This window comes from Hymenobacter lutimineralis (assembly GCF_008271285.1).
In the GTDB taxonomy this organism is placed as follows: Bacteria; Bacteroidota; Bacteroidia; order Cytophagales; family Hymenobacteraceae; genus Hymenobacter; species Hymenobacter lutimineralis.
Genome location: NZ_VTHL01000003.1, coordinates 32124 through 48672, shown reverse-complemented (window position 1 = coordinate 48672; position 16549 = coordinate 32124). Strand labels below are relative to the sequence as shown.

Sequence of the window (16549 nt, the reverse complement as noted above, 5' to 3'; positions counted from 1 at the left end):
ACTGAACCGGACTTTGTTATGTGGCGTGCTGGATTACTGCAATTGTTGTTGTTATGGGTATCGTACCAGGCCTGCGCCGGCGTGGTGCGCGGGCGCGTAACCGGGCCCGATAAAGCCCCGCTGGCCTTTGCCAACGTGGCCGTGCGCAACACCACGCAGAGTACCGCCACCAATGAGCAGGGACAGTACCAGCTGCGCCTAGAGCCGGGCTCCTACGAGCTGGTATACCAGTATGTGGGCTTCCGGCCGCATTTTGCTACCGTGCGCGTAGCCGGTGGCGACACCGCCACCACCCTAGACGTAGTGCTGCAGCCCGAAAGCTACCAGCTGAAGGAAGTACTGGTGCGTGCCAAAGACCGGGACCCGGCCTATGCCTTGGTGCAGCACGCCATTGAGTGGCGGCGCTACCACCGGGCCGAAGTGGCGGCCTTCACGGCCCGCACCTACATCAAAGGGCTGGTGCGGCTGATTGATGTGCCGGCCAAAATCCTGGGGTTGTTTAAAACTGACCCCAGCCTCAAGCCGGGGGTTATCTACCTGTCCGAGTCGGTGTCGGAGCTGAGCTTCCGGCAGCCTAACGTTATTCGGGAGCGGATGATAGCCTCGCGCATCAGCGGCAACAGCCGGGGCTTCAGCTTTAACCGGGCCTCGGGCCGCAACTTCAACTTCTACGACAACCTGCTGCAGTCGGGCTTCTCGGAGCGGGGTTTTGTGTCGCCTATTGCGCAGAATGCTTTTCTGTTCTACCGCTACGAGCTGGTGGGCACCACCGAGCAGAATGGCCAGCCGATTCACAAGATTAAAGTCACGCCCCGCCACCGCAACGACCCCGCTTTCTCGGGCCATATCTACCTCGTAGACGGGGCTTGGCGCCTGCACAGCCTCGACCTGACTCTGGGCGAAAACTCGGGCATCGAATACGTGGAGTCTATTCGCATCGAGCAGCAATACATGCCCGCGCCCGGCCGCCCCGATGTGTGGGTGCTACAGTCGCAGAAAGTGGGCATGACGGGCAGCGGGATGGGCTTTAAGGGCAGTGGCTCCTTCAACGCCGTATTCAGTAACTACCGCGTGCAGGCCACGTACCCGGCCCGGCCCGCCGAGAAGGAAGTAGCTGCCACCACTAAGCCCGAAGCCCCGGTAACCCGCGAAACCGTGGCCGAGGTGAAAAAGCAGCGGCCCAGCCTGCCCAACCTTCGGCGCCGGGTGCGGGAGCAGGTGAAAGCCGCCGAAGCCCAGCCCGAGGCCGTGGCCGGGGTAGAGCCCCTGGGCCGGGGCGAAGTCCTGCGCATTGAGAAAGGCGCCAACGAGCGGGACTCCACGTTCTGGAACGATATCCGTCCGGTACCCCTCACCGCCGAGGAGCGCAAGGACTACCACGTGAAGGACAGCGCCGAGGTAATCAAACGCTCCAAGCCCTACCAGGACTCGCTGGACCGCAAGCGCAACGAGCTGGGCCCGGTGCAGGTGCTGCTCACGGGCTACAACTATTCCAACTCTTTCCGGCGGCGCTACCTGCGCGTGGAGCCTGTCTTCACCCAGCTGCAGTACAACACCGTGGAGGGCGTGGTGCTGAACCTGGAAGGTACCTACACCCAGCGCTACGAAGACCGCCGCAGCTATTCGCTCACGCCGGCTTTGCGCTACGGGTTTGGGGCGCAGCTATTCAGCCCCAGCTTGGCCGGGGGTTACACATTCCGGCCGTTGTCGTTCACGCGGGTAGGCTTTATGCTGGGGCGCACCATTGAGAACTTCGACCCGGCCAGCCAGCTTACGCCTTTCATCAATACCGATTATACGCTGCTGCGCAACCGCAACTACGCCAAGCTCTACCAGCGCGATGGGGGCGAGCTGAACTTCCGGCACGAGTTGGTAAACGGCCTCATGCTGCGCACGGCCCTGGGCTACGCCGACCGTCGCGAGCTGCAAAACCACAGCCGAAAAGTGTTGGTGGACGTGCCGGGCCGCGCTTTCACGCCCAACGTGCCCATAAGCGACGAACTACCCGACCCTACCTTCGGCCGCAACCAGTCGCTCACCGTCTTTGCCGAGCTAACGTGGCAGCCCGGGCAGCAGTACATCATCCGGCCCGATGGGAAGTTCAACCTGGGCTCGAAAAGCCCCACGCTGCGCGCTGCCTGGCGCCAGGGCATTAGTGGTATTCTGGGCTCCGACGTCCGCTATACGCGTCTGGAAGCGGGTATAAAGAAAGACCTGGAGCTGGGCCTCTTCGGGCAGACGCACATAGATGCTACCGTGGGCGGATTTGTGGGCACACCGCGCCTTTCGTTTATGGACTACCGCCATTTCTCGGGCAACCTCACCGTATTCGCCGCTAACTTCGACCAGTTTCAGCTGCTGGATTACTACCGGTTCAGCACCCGCCAGCGCTACCTGGAAGCCCACGTAAACCACCACTTCAACGGCTTCTTCCTCAATAAAATCCCGCTGCTGCGCCGCCTCAAATGGCAGGAAGTAGCCTCTTTCAATTACCTCAGCACGCCTGCCGTGGGCCACTACGTTGAGCTGGGGGCCGGCATCGAGCACATCTTCAAGCTTTTTCGGGTAGATGTGTACACGGGCCTGCGCTCAGGCCAGCAACTCAGTACCGGGGTGCGGGTAGGAGCGGGGTTTTAAGTAGTTAACTGTTGTTCTTGGAGCAATGGATAATGAATAACCAGCCACGAACGACTAACAACCAGCAACTTGCTTCTCTGGCAGGTTATACAGCACTACCGAAGCCAGAATAGCCACGTAGGCTACGGCCTGGGTGAGGGTGGCTGCTTCGTGGAAGTAAAGGAACGCCAGCACGAAGCTTACCAGCGGGTTCAGGTACATCAGAATGCCTACGGTGCCGGAGGGCAGGGCATTTAGGGCGTACAGATTGAGAAACAGCGGAATAATGGTAAAGCAAATGCTCAGCACGCCGGCCATTTGCAGCAGATGCCTATCGTGGAAGCCCGCGTTCAGGTCGGCATGCAGGGAGTGGGCTATGGGCAGCAGCACCACGGCCGCCAGCAGCAGCTGAATCTGGAGCAGCAGCAGTTTATCGTAGTCCCGGAGCAGGCGCTGAGAAATAAGGTAAAAGGCGTAGGTAAGGGCCACCACCACGCTCAGCCCCAGCGCGTGCAAATCCCCGATGCCCAGTAGGGCGCAGCTGCCCGCGCTGAGCCCAATAGCCAGCCACTGCCGCAGGTGAAGCCGCTCCTGCAGCACCACAAAGCCCAGCAGGGCCGTGATAATGGGGCAAATCAGGTACGCAAACGAGCCAGCCTGCACGCTCACTTGGTTGATGGTGTAGATAAAGAGCAGCCAGTTGCCCACGAGCAACAGCCCGCCGCCCACGGTAAGCAGCAGCACCCGGCGCTGCTCGGCCTGGGTGGCTTGGCGGTATTGCTGCACCAGGATGCGCATAGCCGTGCGCCGCAGCAGTAGGTTGATAATCAGTAACAAGCCCAGGGAGACCAGCACCCGGAAAAGCAAAATTTGCCCGCTGGAGTAGCCCGCCAATGCTTTAAGCGGAATAGGGAAAAAGCCCCAGATCAGGAAGGCAAGCAGGGCGGCAGAATGGTAACGAGTCACTGAGGCAAGAGGCGGGTGAGAGAACAGGGCAGAACCCAAAGGTACTTGAATGGTTTGATGACTGCCGCCCACCTGCAATGGATGAGGAGGGTCGGTTGTACCTTTGCCGTATGCTGCTATACTCTGATTTGCCGGCCTTGGTAGATGGCACGCTGCTGCAGGCCCCCACCGATCCGACCCTGGCGGTTCAGTACCTGCTGCTCGACAGCCGCCGGGTGGGCGTAGCAGCTGGCTCGTTGTTTTTTGCCATCCGGGGTGCCCAGCACAATGGGCACCGCTACCTGCCCGAGCTCTACCAGCGCGGCGTGCGGCAGTTTGTGGTCGATAGCGCAAGTGAAATTCCGGGCGGTCCGGCTGCTTTCCCCGAAGCGGGCTTTGTGGTGGTGCCCAACAGCCTGCGGGCTTTGCAGGAACTGGTAGCCCGCCACCGGGCGCAGTTTCGGGTGCCGGTGCTGGGCATCACCGGGTCCAATGGCAAAACTATCGTAAAGGAGTGGCTGGCCCAGATGCTGAGCCCCGATGAGCTGCTCTGCAAAAGTCCGCGCTCCTACAACTCGCAGGTGGGCGTGCCCCTGAGTGTGTGGGAGCTCAACCGCACGCACACCTTTGGCATCTTCGAAGCGGGCATTTCGGAGCGCGGCGAAATGGCCCGGCTGGCGGCCGTCATCCAGCCCACGCTGGGCATTTTCACCAACCTGGGTACGGCCCATGATGCTGGTTTCAGCTCGGCGGCCGAGAAAGTGGCGGAGAAAATGCAGCTGTTCCGCCACGTCGATACGCTGTTTTACTGCCGCGACCACGCCCTCATTCACGCCGCTGCCCAGCAACTGCTGGATGCCAGCCGCACCTTCACGTGGAGCCGCCAGCACCCGCAGGAGGCGCACGTAGCCGTTACGGTGCTCGAAGCCACTGCCGACCGCACCGTGGTGCGCGTGGCCCAGCGCCGCCCGCTGCCGCAGGAGCACACCTTCACCGTGCCCTTCGCCGATGAGCCCTCCCTGGAAAATGCCCTGCACTGCCTGATGGTGCTGCTCTGGCGCCAGGTGGCCCCCGCCGAAATCCAGCGCCGCCTCGACCGGCTGCACCCCGTGGCCATGCGCCTGGAAATGAAGCAGGCCCTGAACGACTGCTACATCCTGGACGACACCTACAATAATGACCTGGCGGGCTTGAGTTTGGCCCTGGATGCGCTGGTGCGCCAGCCCCGTCGCGGCCGCCGAACCCTCATTCTGTCCGACGTGCTGGAGTCGGGGCTGGCGGGGCCGGAGCTTTACGCCCGGGTGGCGCAGCAGCTGGCTACGCACGGCGTGGAGCGTTTGGTGGGTATCGGGCCGGATATCAGCGCCAGCGCGGTGGCCTTCCCTGGTGCGTCGGCGGAATTTTACCCCGATACGGCGGCGTTTCTGGCGGATTTCCGTCCCGACCAGTTTCGACACGAAACCATTCTGGTGAAGGGCGCACGGCGGTTTGGGTTTGAGCGAATCGTGGCGGTGTTTCAGCAGAAAATCCACGGCACGGTGCTCGAAGTCAACCTGGATGCGCTGGTCCACAACCTGAATTTCTACCGCAGCCGCCTGCAGCCGGGCACCAAGCTGATGGTGATGGTAAAGGCGTTTGCCTACGGCAGCGGCTCCTATGAAGTGGCCAACCTGCTGCAGTTTCACCGTGCCGACTACCTGGCTGTGGCCTATGCCGATGAAGGCGTGGACTTACGCCAGCAAGGCATCAGCCTGCCGCTGATGGTGATGAACCCCTCGCCGGACTCTTTTCAGAAGCTGCGCCAGTATCATCTGGAGCCCGAAATCTACTCTTTTGAAGCGCTGGCCGATTACTTGCGCGCCGCTCAGGAACAACCCTTGCCCCCCATGCACCTGAAGCTGGATACCGGCATGCGGCGGCTGGGCTTTACCGAGGAAGACCTGGAGGAGCTGTGCGCGCTACTGCAAACGCACCGCGCCCAGCTGCGCGTGGCTAGCCTACTTACGCACCTGGCCGGCGCCGACGAAGCCCAGCATAATGATTTTTCCCGTCAGCAGCTGGCCGCGTTCAGCCGGATGGCTCCGCAGCTCGAAGCCGCGCTTGGCTATTCCGTACTGAAGCACGCCCTCAACTCAGCGGGCATCATTCGGTTCCCCGACAGCCATTTTGATATGGTGCGGCTAGGCATCGGGCTGTATGGAGTAGAAGCGACCGGCCAGCAGCAGGATGCCCTGTACCCCGTCAGTACGCTGCAAACCACGGTTTCGCAGGTGAAGACGCTAGCCCCGGGCCAGACGGTGGGCTACAGCCGCCGCGGCCAGGCTACGGACTACGAGCGGCGCATTGCCACCCTGGCTATCGGCTACGCCGATGGGTACGACCGGCGCTTCGGCAACGGCGGGGGCGAAGTGGTTATTCGCGGGCAGCGGGCCCCCATCGTGGGCAATGTGTGCATGGATATGTGTATGGCCGACGTGACGGGCATTGCCGGCGTGCAGGCCGGCGACGTAGCGGAGGTGTTCGGGCCGAACATCACCCTCACCGAGCTGGCCGGCCGCATCGGCACCATTCCCTATGAGCTGCTGACCAACGTGAGTGACCGGGTAAAGCGCGTCTTCGTGGCGGAGTAAGGCCAAGCAGCCGTCATTGCGAGCCGGAGGCGAAGCAATCCGTCCTGAACAACGCGACAAGCCCTGAAATGTGAAAAGCCCCTGGCACCAGTACGGACGTCAGGGGCTTTTTGGTAGAAGAAGGGGCAGCCCATTGCAGAGGACGGATTGCTTCGCCTCCGGCTTGCAATGACAGGCAAGGCTACGCAGAAGAAAATGGTTGTTCATTTTCCGGTTGCCGGCCCTGGTTGGGCCCGCCTACCTTCGTTTAAAAAACGACTATGAGCTCCACCCGCTCCACCTACTTTCACCACCTGCATCATCAATCCGAGCCCCTGCTCCTGCCCAATGTGTGGGATGCCCGGAGCGCGGCTATCTGCCAGCAAAACGGCTTTGTAGCCGTAGGCACGTCCAGTGCCGCTATTGCCAGTGCTTTGGGCTACACGGATGGCGAGCAGCTCCCGTTCACCGATCTGCTGCGGGTAGTTGAGCGCATCTGCGCGGCCACCACGCTACCCGTGACGGTGGACCTCGAAGCGGGCTACAGCCGCGACGTAGCCACCATTTGTGAGCACATTGCGCAGCTGCACGCCCTGGGCGTGGTCGGTATCAACTTAGAGGACTCACTGGTAAGCGAAGGAAGCCGTTATTTAGTGGACGCGGCGGATTTCGCCCGCACCCTAGCGCAGATCAAAGCGTTCTGCCGCGCGCATGACATGCCGCTTTTCCTGAACGCCCGCACCGATACGTACCTGCTGGGCCTGCCGGACGCTCTGCCGCAGACCCAGGCACGCATGCAGGCGTATGCCGCGGCCGGGGCCGATGGGTTGTTTGTGCCGGGCCTGGCGGAGGTTGCGGCTATGCAGCTTTTGTGTCGGCAGACGTCCTTGCCCGTGAACGTGCTGTGCGTACCGGGGTTGCCGGGTTGGGCAGACCTGAAGCAGGCTGGCATCAAGCGGGTGAGCATGGGTAACTTTTTGTTCGAGCTCCTGGCGCGCCGGCAGGAGCAGGTTGGGGCCCTCCTGCAGCAGACCCGGCAGCTCAACGTGCTATTCCAATGAGCAACGACCTTAGTGCCCGCCACCAGGAGTATTACCAGGCGCTGGTTGATAAAAATGGCGCCTACGAAGGCTCTTTCATTGCCGCGGTGAAAACTACCGGCATTTTTTGTCGCCCTACTTGTACGGCGCGTAAGCCCAAACCCGAAAACGTAGAATTCTTTGCGGGTGCCCGCGAAGCCCTGTTGCACGGCTACCGGGCGTGCAAGGTGTGTACGCCGCTGGAAAAGCCGGGCGAAACCCCTACGCACATTCAGGACCTGCTACGCGACCTGCACGCGGCCCCGGCAAGCCGCCTGACCGACGCCCAGCTACGAGCCAGGGGATTGGAGCCCGCCACGCTGCGCCGGTGGTTTCTGAAAAATCACGGCCTCACGTTTCAGGCCTACCAGCGGATGGTGCGCCTCAACGGGGCTTTCAAGCGAATCCAGCGCGGCGAATCGGTGACGGGTACGGCCTATGAGGCGGGGTACGAGTCGTTGAGCGGCTTTCAGGATTCCTTTAAAGCGGTATTCGGCGTTGCCCCCTCCAACAGCCGGCAGCAAGGCGTCATCGACCTGACCCGACTGGAAACTCCCTTGGGGCCCATGTTGGCCTGTGCTGTGCCCCAGGGCATCTGCCTGCTGGAATTTGCGGACCGGAAGATGTTGGAAACGGAGTTGAAATATCTGACCAGGCGGTTAAATGCCGCCATTGTGCCCGGGCCAAACCCGCATTTTGAGTTACTGCAACAGCAGTTGAACGAGTATTTTCGAGGCCACCGCCGCGAGTTTTCGGTTCCGCTCTTCGCCCCGGGCACGCCCTTCCAGCAGGCTGTCTGGCGGGCCTTGCAGACTATTCCGTACGGCTCCGTGCGCTCTTATCAGCAGCAAGCCGCGAGCTTGTTGCAACCCGGGGCGCAACGCGCAGTGGCCACGGCCAATGGGCTTAATCGGATTTCCATTCTCGTCCCCTGCCACCGGGTTGTGGCTTCCAACGGGCAATTGGCGGGCTACGGTGGGGGCTTATGGCGCAAGCAATGGCTGCTGAACCTGGAGGCCCAGCATACACCTCGGCATCATTCCCTCGCGTCCGATATGGTGCCCGTTTCAGCAGAACTCAAGTCATCTGTATCTTAAAAAAGGACATCCAATAAAGAAAAAGGCCCCGCAACAACCGTTGCGGGGCCTTTTACATACATACTAAGCACTAAGCACTCAATCCTTATACATATCCACCGAGGCCTTGATCATGGCGTTGTAGCGCTGGCCGTTGTTGGCGAGGGTAATGAGCGTCCAGCCCCGGCCAATAGTGTAGTTCCAGGTACGGCTTTCCTTGAACTCGAAGGTGGGGCGCAGAATCTGACCGTAGGGCGTGTAGGAGTCCATGAAGTTGGTGGTGTAGAACTTGTCGCCACTCACAATCCACTCCATAGCTACGTAAAAACCATCTTCAGGCGCTACAATGTTGTAGGCGGCCAGATCAATGGTAAACCACTGCCCACCACCGGGCGCCGACACGACCACGTTTTCCGTCAGCAGGTCGGTATTGGGCGAGCTGTAGTTGCCATCGGCCTTGTAGATGCGCACCCGGAATGGCTCCCGCGGGAAGCCGCTTTCGCTCAGGAAAAACGACACGGAGCGAATCAGGCCAAGCTTTTTGCTTTTGTCGTTCTTCACCCAGAACGCGTACTGGCTGCCAGGCATGCCCTGAATCATACCGTCGCCTGGGGTGTTGGTGCGGGCTCCCATTTCCAGCTCTTTTACTTTGCTGGCCGTGATGTTCACGTTTTCCAGCACAATGTTTTGCTTGGGCACCTCAATGATGAGTTCATCCATCTTGGTGCCTTTCTTTACCAGCAAGGCCGTGCGCTTGTAGCCCAGGGCCATAATGATCAGGGAGTCGGTGGCGTTCTTGTCGGGCATGGGCAGCTGGAAGAAGCCGTACTCGTTGGTAAGTGCCCCGGCTTGCTCTTCCTTCAGGCCAATGGAGGCGAAGGAAATCGGCTCCTTTGTTTTCTGATCTACCACCCGGCCGGAAATACGGTTGGCCTGCGCGAAGCTGAGGGCGGGCAGCAGTAAAAACAAAGCAAATAAAAGAAGTACGCGTTGCTGCATAGGTCAGGGTTTACTTCCCAAAAATACAATGAGTTCCGACAACTTCCACGGGACGGAACGTTGGGAAGATTTTTTCAGGCTTGGGTGGTGGCATCAGCGGCGCTAGGCGTTAATTAAGAAGCCGCCGCTTCGCCGGACTTAATCCGGAAAAGCGGCGGCCAACCCAAGCAATACCGGGCATTTACTTAATCATGTCTACTTCCGCCTTAATCATGGCGTTGTAGTATTTGCCGTTGTTGACCAGCGTAATCAGGCTCCAGCCCTTGCCGATGCTATAGTTCCAGGTGCGACTTTCCTTAAACTCGAAGGTGGGACGCATGATCTGGCCGTAGGGCGTGTAGTTGTCAGCGAAGTTGGTGGTGTAGAACTTGTCGCCGCTTACTACCCACTCCATAGCTACGAAGAAGCCTTCTTCTGGCGCTGGGATATTGTAGGTCGTTAGGTCGATGGTGTACCACTGCCCGCCACCGGGGGCCGACACGACCACGTTTTCCGTCAGCAGGTCGGTGTTGGGGGAGTTGTAGTCACCGTCGGCCTTGTACAGGCGCACGCGGAACGGCTCCCGCGGAAAGCCGTGCTCCCCGATATAGAAGGACACGGACCGGATGTTGCCGAGTTTTTTGCCTTTGTCGTTTTTCACGAAGAAGGCGTACTGGCTACCGGGCTGGCCTTGAATCATGCCCTCACCGGGCGTGGCCGTCTTGGAGCCCAGAGCCAGGTCTTTCACCTTGCCGCCCTCCACGGTTACGCCCTTCAACTCGATTACCCGCTTCACTACCTCCACGGAAATATCTTCCATCTTGGTGCCGCGCTTTACGGGAATCGTTTTGCGGAAGTAACCCAGCGCAATAACGACCAGGGAGTCAGACTCGTTTTTCTCTGGCATGGCAATCTGAAAGAAGCCATACTCGTTGGTAAGCACCCCGGTTTGCTCTTCTTTCAGCCCGATGGAAGAGAAGGGAATTGGCTCCTTCGTCTTAGAGTCCACGATGCGGCCGGTGATGCGGTTCTCGGTGCTTTGGGCGGAAAGCAGCAGGGGTGAGAACAGGAAAAAGGCTAGGAGGAAAAGTAGACGTTGTTGCATACGTGTTCGAGTGTATGTCAAAAATACAACAAAAACCCTAATTGTAAAGCTATAATCTGTGTTTGTTTATAAACAACAATTCCATTTCGGAAAAGTACTACCTATAGCTCAGCGGTAATTGCGGGGATTGGGGACAAAGATATTCCGTGCTTGGCCGAAACCCAAATGGGGTGTACCTTTGTTTAAATCGAGTCTAAATAGCTTGCCATGTCTGCCCGCCCTGCTCCCGCCCTTACTACTCCCCGAAGCGTCAAAGACCTTGGCATGGGCGAAGCCGGGACCATTTGCTGCCTGAAAGACCCGGAAATGGCGCTGAAACTCCTGGAAATGGGCTGCATTCCCGGCACCCGCATCCGGCTAAACAGTCGGGCGCCCCTGGGCTGCCCTATCACGGTGATGGTGGGCGACGGCGAAGACTATACCCTTTCGCTGCGCGTCACCGAAGCAGCCACCATTTTGCTGAAGGAGTAGCCATTGGATATGGCCAGTGTTGATCTGATTACCAGCCGGGCCGGCACGGCCGTAGCGGCTGCCGCGCTGGAAACTGCCGCCGGTCGGCAGCCCGGTGCCATCACCCGCATTGCCCTGATCGGTAATCCGAACTCCGGCAAGTCGTCGTTGTTCAACCAGCTCACGGGCCTGAACCAGAAGGTTGGCAACTTCCCCGGGGTAACGGTAGACCGCAAAACCGGCGTGGCGCAGATTACGCCGGGCATGCGGGCCGAAATCATTGACCTGCCGGGTACTTACTCGCTCTATCCCAAAAGCCTGGACGAGAAGGTTATTACCGACCTGCTCTACGACAAAACGTCCCAGCAGTACCCCGACTTCGTCGTCATCACGGCCGACGCCAGCAACCTGCGGCGCAACCTGCTGCTGTTTACCCAGCTGGCCGATCTGGGCCTGCCCGCCGTGCTGGCCCTGAACATGATGGACGTAGCCGAGCAGCACGGCGTGAAGATTGACATTCAGGCCTTGCAGCGGGAGCTGGGCGTGCCCGTCATTCCGATGAATGCCCGCAAGGGAATTGGCGTGGCGGCCCTCAAAATTGTGATGGCGCAGCAGCTGGATGCTCCGGCCGTGCAGTTCTACGCCCCCGACGAGGCGCTGCTGCCCATGATCCGGCAGATCCGCTACTACTTCAACCTGCACAACGACTATCTGGCTCTGCACTACGCGCACCAGTACCGGCAGATTAGTTTCCTTTCGGCCGATGACAAGGCCTACATCGGGGAGCTGGTGGAGCAGTACGGGTTTGAGCCCACGCCCCGGCAGGCCCAGGAAACCATCGACCGGTACGCCCGCATCAACGACATCCTGCTGGACACCGTGTCGGTGACGCGCACGGAGCGCAAGGAGCCGTATAGTAACCGCCTCGACCGGGTACTCACGCACCGGGTGTGGGGCTACCTGATTTTCTTTGGGGTGCTGTTTCTGATGTTTCAGGCGGTATTCGCATGGGCCAGCTACCCTATGGATTTGATTGACGAGGGCATTGCCCTTATCAACAGTCTTATCCAAACCAACTTCGACGGGCCGCTTATCAACCTGCTCACGGAAGGCGTGCTTGCTGGGCTAGGCGGGGTGCTTATGTTCGTGCCGCAGATTGCCCTGCTGTTTGCCTTCATTGCCGTGCTGGAGGAAACCGGCTACATGGCTCGGGTCACGTTCATGATGGACAAGATCATGCGCAAGTTCGGGCTCAACGGCAAAAGTGTAGTGCCGCTGATTTCCGGGGTCGCCTGCGCGGTACCGGCCATTATGAGTGCCCGCACCATCGAAAACTGGAAGGACCGCATCATCACCATTTTCGTCACGCCGCTCATGTCGTGCTCGGCCCGTATTCCTATCTATACGGTGCTTATTGGCCTGGTTGTGCCGGATGAGCCGGTGCTGGGCATCTTCAACCTGCGCGGCATTGCTTTGATGGGCCTCTACCTGCTGGGGTTCTTCGCGGCTATTTTCTCGGCCCTGGCCATGAAGCTGCTGCTCAAGACCAAGGAGCGGAGCTACTTTATCATGGAGTTTCCGGTGTACCGCTGGCCGCGCTGGAAAAACGTGGGCATCACCATTGTGGAAAAGGTGAAGACCTTTGTTTTTCAGGCGGGCAAGGTGATTGTGGCCATATCGGTTATTCTGTGGGTGCTGGCTTCCTTTGGCCCCGGCGACACCCTGGAAAAGGCCGAAGCGCAGGTGCGGCAGCAGGCCGTGGCCCAGGGCACCCCTGCCGCCGAAGCCGACATGCAGGTGGCCGCCATTCGACTTGAAAACTCCTACGCGGGCGTTTTTGGCCGCGCGCTGGAGCCTGGCATCCGCCCCTTGGGCTTCGACTGGAAAATTGGCATTGCCCTGCTCACCTCGTTTGCGGCCCGGGAAGTTTTTGTGGGCACCATCTCCACTATTTACAGCGTGGGTCAGGACGCGGATATGCGCACCGTGCAGCAAAAGCTGGCGTTGGCCAAAGACGTGAATGGGCAGCCGTTTTTCACCACGGCCCGGTCGGCTTCCCTGCTGGTGTTCTACGTGTTTGCCATGCAGTGCATGAGCACCCTGGCTACCACCTACCGCGAAACCAAAGGCTGGAAGTGGCCCCTGCTGCAAATGTTTTACATGACGGGGCTGGCGTACTTCTCGGCCCTGCTAGTGTATCAGGTACTGAAATAGCCGGCTCCCTACAGGCCTACCAGAAACACGGCCGGCTGCTTGTGCAGATCGGGCGGCCCCTCTTTTTTCCAGCCCGCAACAGTATCCGTGCGCACATATTCGGTAGGAGCCGTGAGGTTGGTGGCAAGGCAAAGGCGCGTGTTGGGGTGCAGGTTCGCCAGCAGGTCTTCTACCAGCTGCATGTTGCGGTAAGGCGTTTCGATGAACAGCTGGGTCTGGTGCAGCGTTTGGGCTAATTTTTCCAGTTGCTTGATGGCCGCGCCCCGCCGACCTCGCTCAATAGGCAGGTAGCCGTGAAAGGTAAAGCTCTGCCCGTTCATGCCCGAGGCCATCAGGGCCAGCAGCAGGGAGGAAGGGCCTACCAGCGGTACTACCCGCACGCCTAGCTGGTGCGCGGCCTTGGCCAACTCGGCCCCGGGATCGGCAATGCCCGGGCAGCCGGCTTCCGAAATCACGCCAGCGTCCTGGCCGGCCACCACCAGCTTTAGCGCGGCCTGAATCTGGCTGGGCGAACTGTCTTTATCGATAACGGTGATTTGCAGCTCCTCGATTACCTGCCCGGGCGCGGCTAGCTTAATAAAGCGCCGGGCTGTGCGGGCATTCTCTACCAGAAAATAGCGCAGCTGAGCAATACACGCCGTCACCTGGGCGGGCAGGACCTGAGCCAGGGTATCGTCGGCCAGCGTAGTAGGGATAAGGTAGAGGATGCCGGGCTTCACGGAGAAGAGGAACAAATAATAAGAAGGCTTACCGCTTGGTCAGCCAAAGAAAACGGGGCCTATAAGGTCTATTGGCGGACAAATGCTTCTACCAACCCAAACACCTCATCGGGCTTTTCGGCGTGTACCCAGTGCCCGGCATCCACAATGGTTTCGACCTGGGAATTGGGGAACAGGGCCGGAATGGCGTAGAGCTTATCCTCCGCGTTGATGTAGTCGGACTTGCCGCCGCGGATGAACAGGGCCGGTTTGAGAAAGGGCTGGGTGTCGGTTATGGCCTCACCGACGGCAGCCATCTGGGCCGTAAGCGCGGCCAGGTTTTGGCGCCAGGCAAAGGAGTTATCTTCGCGGCGGTAGAGGTTTTTCAGCAGAAATTGCCGCACGCCGGGCTGGGGAATGTGCACGGCCAGGGCGTCGTCGGCCTGCTGGCGGTTTTGAATGGTCGTTAAATCCACGGCATTCAGCCCGGCCAGAATATCGTCCTGGTGGCGCATATCCGAGAGGCGGGGGGCAATATCGAGCACAATAAGGCGGGCCAGTCGCTCGGGGTAGTCGAGGGCGAAGCGCATGGCTACTTTGCCGCCCATGCTATGGCCCAGCAAGGTAGTATCGGCGGGCAGCTCTAGCTGATCGAAGAGGCCCAGCACATCCTGGCTCATCAGGGCGTAGGAGTGCTCGGGAGAGTGAGGCGAGCGGCCGTGGTTGCGCAAGTCCACCACGATTACCCGAAACTCCTCCGACCAGCGCCGCGCCAGCGTTTGCCAGTTATCAAGCGTGCCAAACAAGCCGTGGAGGATAACAAGGGGGCGGCCGGCGCCAAGCTCGCGGTAGTGAAGGGGCAGTATCATAGTAAGTGCAAAGATGCAGCCCCGGGGCCGAACTTACGCGCGGGGCAGGCTTACCTGCACGGTGGTACCCGTGCCAGGCACGCTGGCCACGTGCAGGCGGCCCTGCAGACGGGCCACGAAAGCCCGGCACAACACCAGCCCCAGCCCGGTGCCCGTACGGTTGTGGGCGGGCACCGGGGGCTGGGCCAGCGGAGCCATGAGCTGCTCTACCTGGGTGGCCGACATCCCGGCGCCAGTATCATGAACGCAGAAGACGATTTCCGTAGCCGAAGCCGCGAAGGCGCTTAGCGTAATGCTGCCGCCCACTGGGGTAAACTTGATGGCGTTGCCCGTGAGGTTGCGCAGAATCGTGCGCAGCATATTCCGGTCAACTTGGCTGTATAGCGGCGTGGCGGGCGCGTCTACCGTCAGCGTCAGGTTACGGGCGTGGGCCAGGGTGGAATAGATGCCGGCGCACTCTCGAAGCACTTCACCCGCTTCTACGGCTTCCAATTGGAGTTGTAGCTCCCCGCTTTGCATGACGGCCCAGTGCAGCAAGTTGTCCAGCAAATGATTGAGGCTGGAGGCCGACTGACGTACCAGGCCGGGTAGGTTGCGCAAGCCTTCCTGGTTGTTTTCCCGGTGGTAAAACTCGATGAGCTCCGCCACCCCCACGAAAGCAGTAACGGGGCCGCGCAAATCGTGCGCAACGATGGTATAGAGCCGGTCCTTGGCGGCGGCAAGGCGGGCTACCTGCGTCGTGGCACTATGCAAAGCCGCGTGGTTGCGGGCCAGCGCCTGCCGGCTACGGCGCAGCTGCCAGTAGAGAAGGCTCCCCCCGGCCAGCACTAGCCCCAAAGCACCAAGCCCGGCCAGCAGCAGCCGGTTGCGCGTGGTTTGCTCTTGGGTATGCTGGGTAAGCTGCACAATCTGCTGCTGTTTATCGCGCAGGGTGTAGCGGCTTTCCCAGGCTGCCAGGGTAGCCAGCTGCCGCCGTGCGTTTAGGCTGTCGTTCAGCGTCTGAAAGCGGGTCTGCCACTGGTAGGCCGTCGGGTATTGGCCAGCGGCCGCGTAGAGCTCGGCCAGCAAGTTGTACGCCCCCAGCACCCGCTCCCGGTCGTGGCGGCTCTGCGACAACTCCCGGGCACGGTGGGCTTCCACTAGGCCCTGTCCGATGGCGTTCTGCTGCAGGTGCAGGGCCGCCAGCTCCAGCAGCGCCGCCGCTTCGTGGCGGGGGCGGTGGTTTTGGCGGGCCAGGTTGGCCGACTCCTGAAATTCCCGCACGGCTACGGCTGGCTGCTGTTGCAGTGCCACTATACCTAAGTTCAGGTGATGTTTGATAGCGGCCTCCGGGTCCTGAATAGTCTTTGCCAGGGCGACGGCCTGTTCTCCCAGCCGCTCTCCCCGGCCCGGGTGGCCGGTTTCGAAAAGCAGGTCGCTGGCATTATTAAGGATAGCCACCTGAGTTTGGGGCCTTACGCCCGGCTGGCGAAGCACGCTTAGGGCCAACTGAAAATTGCTCCAGGCACTGGCTGTGTCGTTGCGGTAGTAGTGCAGTGCCCCGAGGCGGTTGTAAGTGGCCGCAAGACCATCAGCGTTTTGGGTGCGGCGAGCCAGCTGCAGAGCTTGGTCGTAGAGCTGGCGGGCTGTGAGGTAGTCGGCTACCGTAACGTAGCACCGGCCCAGGTTGTTGAGGGCCCGAACCTCGGCCGTGGGGCTTTGCTGCTTGCGGGCCAGCTGCAGATGTTGCTGGCCATACGCCAAGGCCCGGTTGACGTCGTACGGCTCCCAGGCCCAGCACAGCGAATCCAGGATCTGGAGCCGCCCCGGGGCGGCTGCTTGGGGCAGCTGGCTTTCCAGGCGGACTATGGTAGGGGTAGGGGCCTGGGCTGCGGCCGGTTCGGTCAGCATCGCAGCGCATAAGAAAACCG

General features: G+C 60.5%; 12 protein-coding genes. 6 read left to right on the top strand and 6 right to left on the bottom strand.

What is annotated here, in order from left to right; translation table 11 throughout:
* The first annotated feature begins 18 nt into the window (after window positions 1-18).
* A complete protein-coding gene (locus FY528_RS04130) occupies window positions 19-2637 on the top strand; it encodes a DUF5686 and carboxypeptidase regulatory-like domain-containing protein (protein ID WP_149069732.1) in 2619 nt (872 codons plus the stop codon).
* A 54-nt stretch (window positions 2638-2691) separates the two neighbouring features.
* Here the strand turns inward: FY528_RS04130 and FY528_RS04125 are convergent, their stop codons facing one another.
* Entirely contained in the window at window positions 2692-3582 is an 891-nt protein-coding gene (locus tag FY528_RS04125) for an EamA family transporter (RefSeq protein ID WP_187631996.1), read from the bottom strand.
* A 110-nt stretch (window positions 3583-3692) separates the two neighbouring features.
* On the opposite strand from FY528_RS04125, the gene FY528_RS04120 reads away from it, so the two are divergent.
* The 3 genes from FY528_RS04120 to FY528_RS04110 all read left to right on the top strand — a co-directional run bounded on the left by FY528_RS04120 (window position 3693) and on the right by FY528_RS04110 (window position 8346).
* A complete protein-coding gene (locus tag FY528_RS04120; RefSeq protein ID WP_149069730.1) occupies window positions 3693-6191 on the top strand; it encodes a bifunctional UDP-N-acetylmuramoyl-tripeptide:D-alanyl-D-alanine ligase/alanine racemase in 2499 nt (832 codons plus the stop codon).
* 260 nt (window positions 6192-6451) lie between these two features.
* Window positions 6452-7231, top strand: coding sequence for an isocitrate lyase/PEP mutase family protein (locus FY528_RS04115; protein ID WP_149069729.1), 780 nt, complete (start codon window positions 6452-6454; stop codon window positions 7229-7231).
* Window positions 7228-8346: a bifunctional transcriptional activator/DNA repair enzyme AdaA gene (locus FY528_RS04110; RefSeq protein WP_149069728.1), complete on the top strand. Its 1119-nt coding sequence runs from the start codon at window positions 7228-7230 to the stop codon at window positions 8344-8346. Before FY528_RS04115 ends, FY528_RS04110 begins: the two co-directional genes overlap by 4 nt.
* 78 nt (window positions 8347-8424) lie before the next feature.
* On the opposite strand, the gene FY528_RS04105 is transcribed toward FY528_RS04110, so the two are convergent.
* Together FY528_RS04105 and FY528_RS04100 are read right to left on the bottom strand one after the other, a co-directional pair.
* Complete coding sequence (locus FY528_RS04105; protein ID WP_168682140.1) at window positions 8425-9294, bottom strand: carboxypeptidase-like regulatory domain-containing protein; 870 nt, start codon at window positions 9292-9294, stop codon at window positions 8425-8427.
* A 211-nt stretch (window positions 9295-9505) separates the two neighbouring features.
* Window positions 9506-10408, bottom strand: coding sequence for a carboxypeptidase-like regulatory domain-containing protein (locus FY528_RS04100; protein ID WP_149069726.1), 903 nt, complete (start codon window positions 10406-10408; stop codon window positions 9506-9508).
* A 207-nt stretch (window positions 10409-10615) separates the two neighbouring features.
* On the opposite strand from FY528_RS04100, the gene FY528_RS04095 reads away from it, so the two are divergent.
* On the top strand, window positions 10616-10879 hold the full coding sequence (locus FY528_RS04095) for a FeoA family protein (RefSeq protein ID WP_149069725.1): 264 nt from the start codon (window positions 10616-10618) through the stop codon (window positions 10877-10879).
* Between the two features lie 9 nt (window positions 10880-10888).
* Complete coding sequence (gene feoB / locus FY528_RS04090; protein WP_149069724.1) at window positions 10889-13072, top strand: ferrous iron transport protein B; 2184 nt, start codon at window positions 10889-10891, stop codon at window positions 13070-13072.
* Window positions 13073-13080: 8 nt separating this feature from the next.
* Here the strand turns inward: feoB and FY528_RS04085 are convergent, their stop codons facing one another.
* Genes FY528_RS04085 through FY528_RS04075 form a run of 3 tightly spaced genes read right to left on the bottom strand, consistent with a single transcriptional unit; the run spans window position 13081 to window position 16529 of the window.
* Window positions 13081-13806: an SAM-dependent methyltransferase gene (locus tag FY528_RS04085; protein ID WP_262383899.1), complete on the bottom strand. Its 726-nt coding sequence runs from the start codon at window positions 13804-13806 to the stop codon at window positions 13081-13083.
* A gap of 53 nt (window positions 13807-13859) precedes the next feature.
* Complete coding sequence (locus FY528_RS04080) at window positions 13860-14639, bottom strand: alpha/beta fold hydrolase (RefSeq protein ID WP_168682142.1); 780 nt, start codon at window positions 14637-14639, stop codon at window positions 13860-13862.
* A gap of 33 nt (window positions 14640-14672) precedes the next feature.
* The gene (locus FY528_RS04075; RefSeq protein WP_149069723.1) at window positions 14673-16529 is read right to left on the bottom strand and encodes an ATP-binding protein; all 1857 of its coding nucleotides are present in this window, start codon (window positions 16527-16529) and stop codon (window positions 14673-14675) included.
* Window positions 16530-16549: the final 20 nt, after the last annotated feature.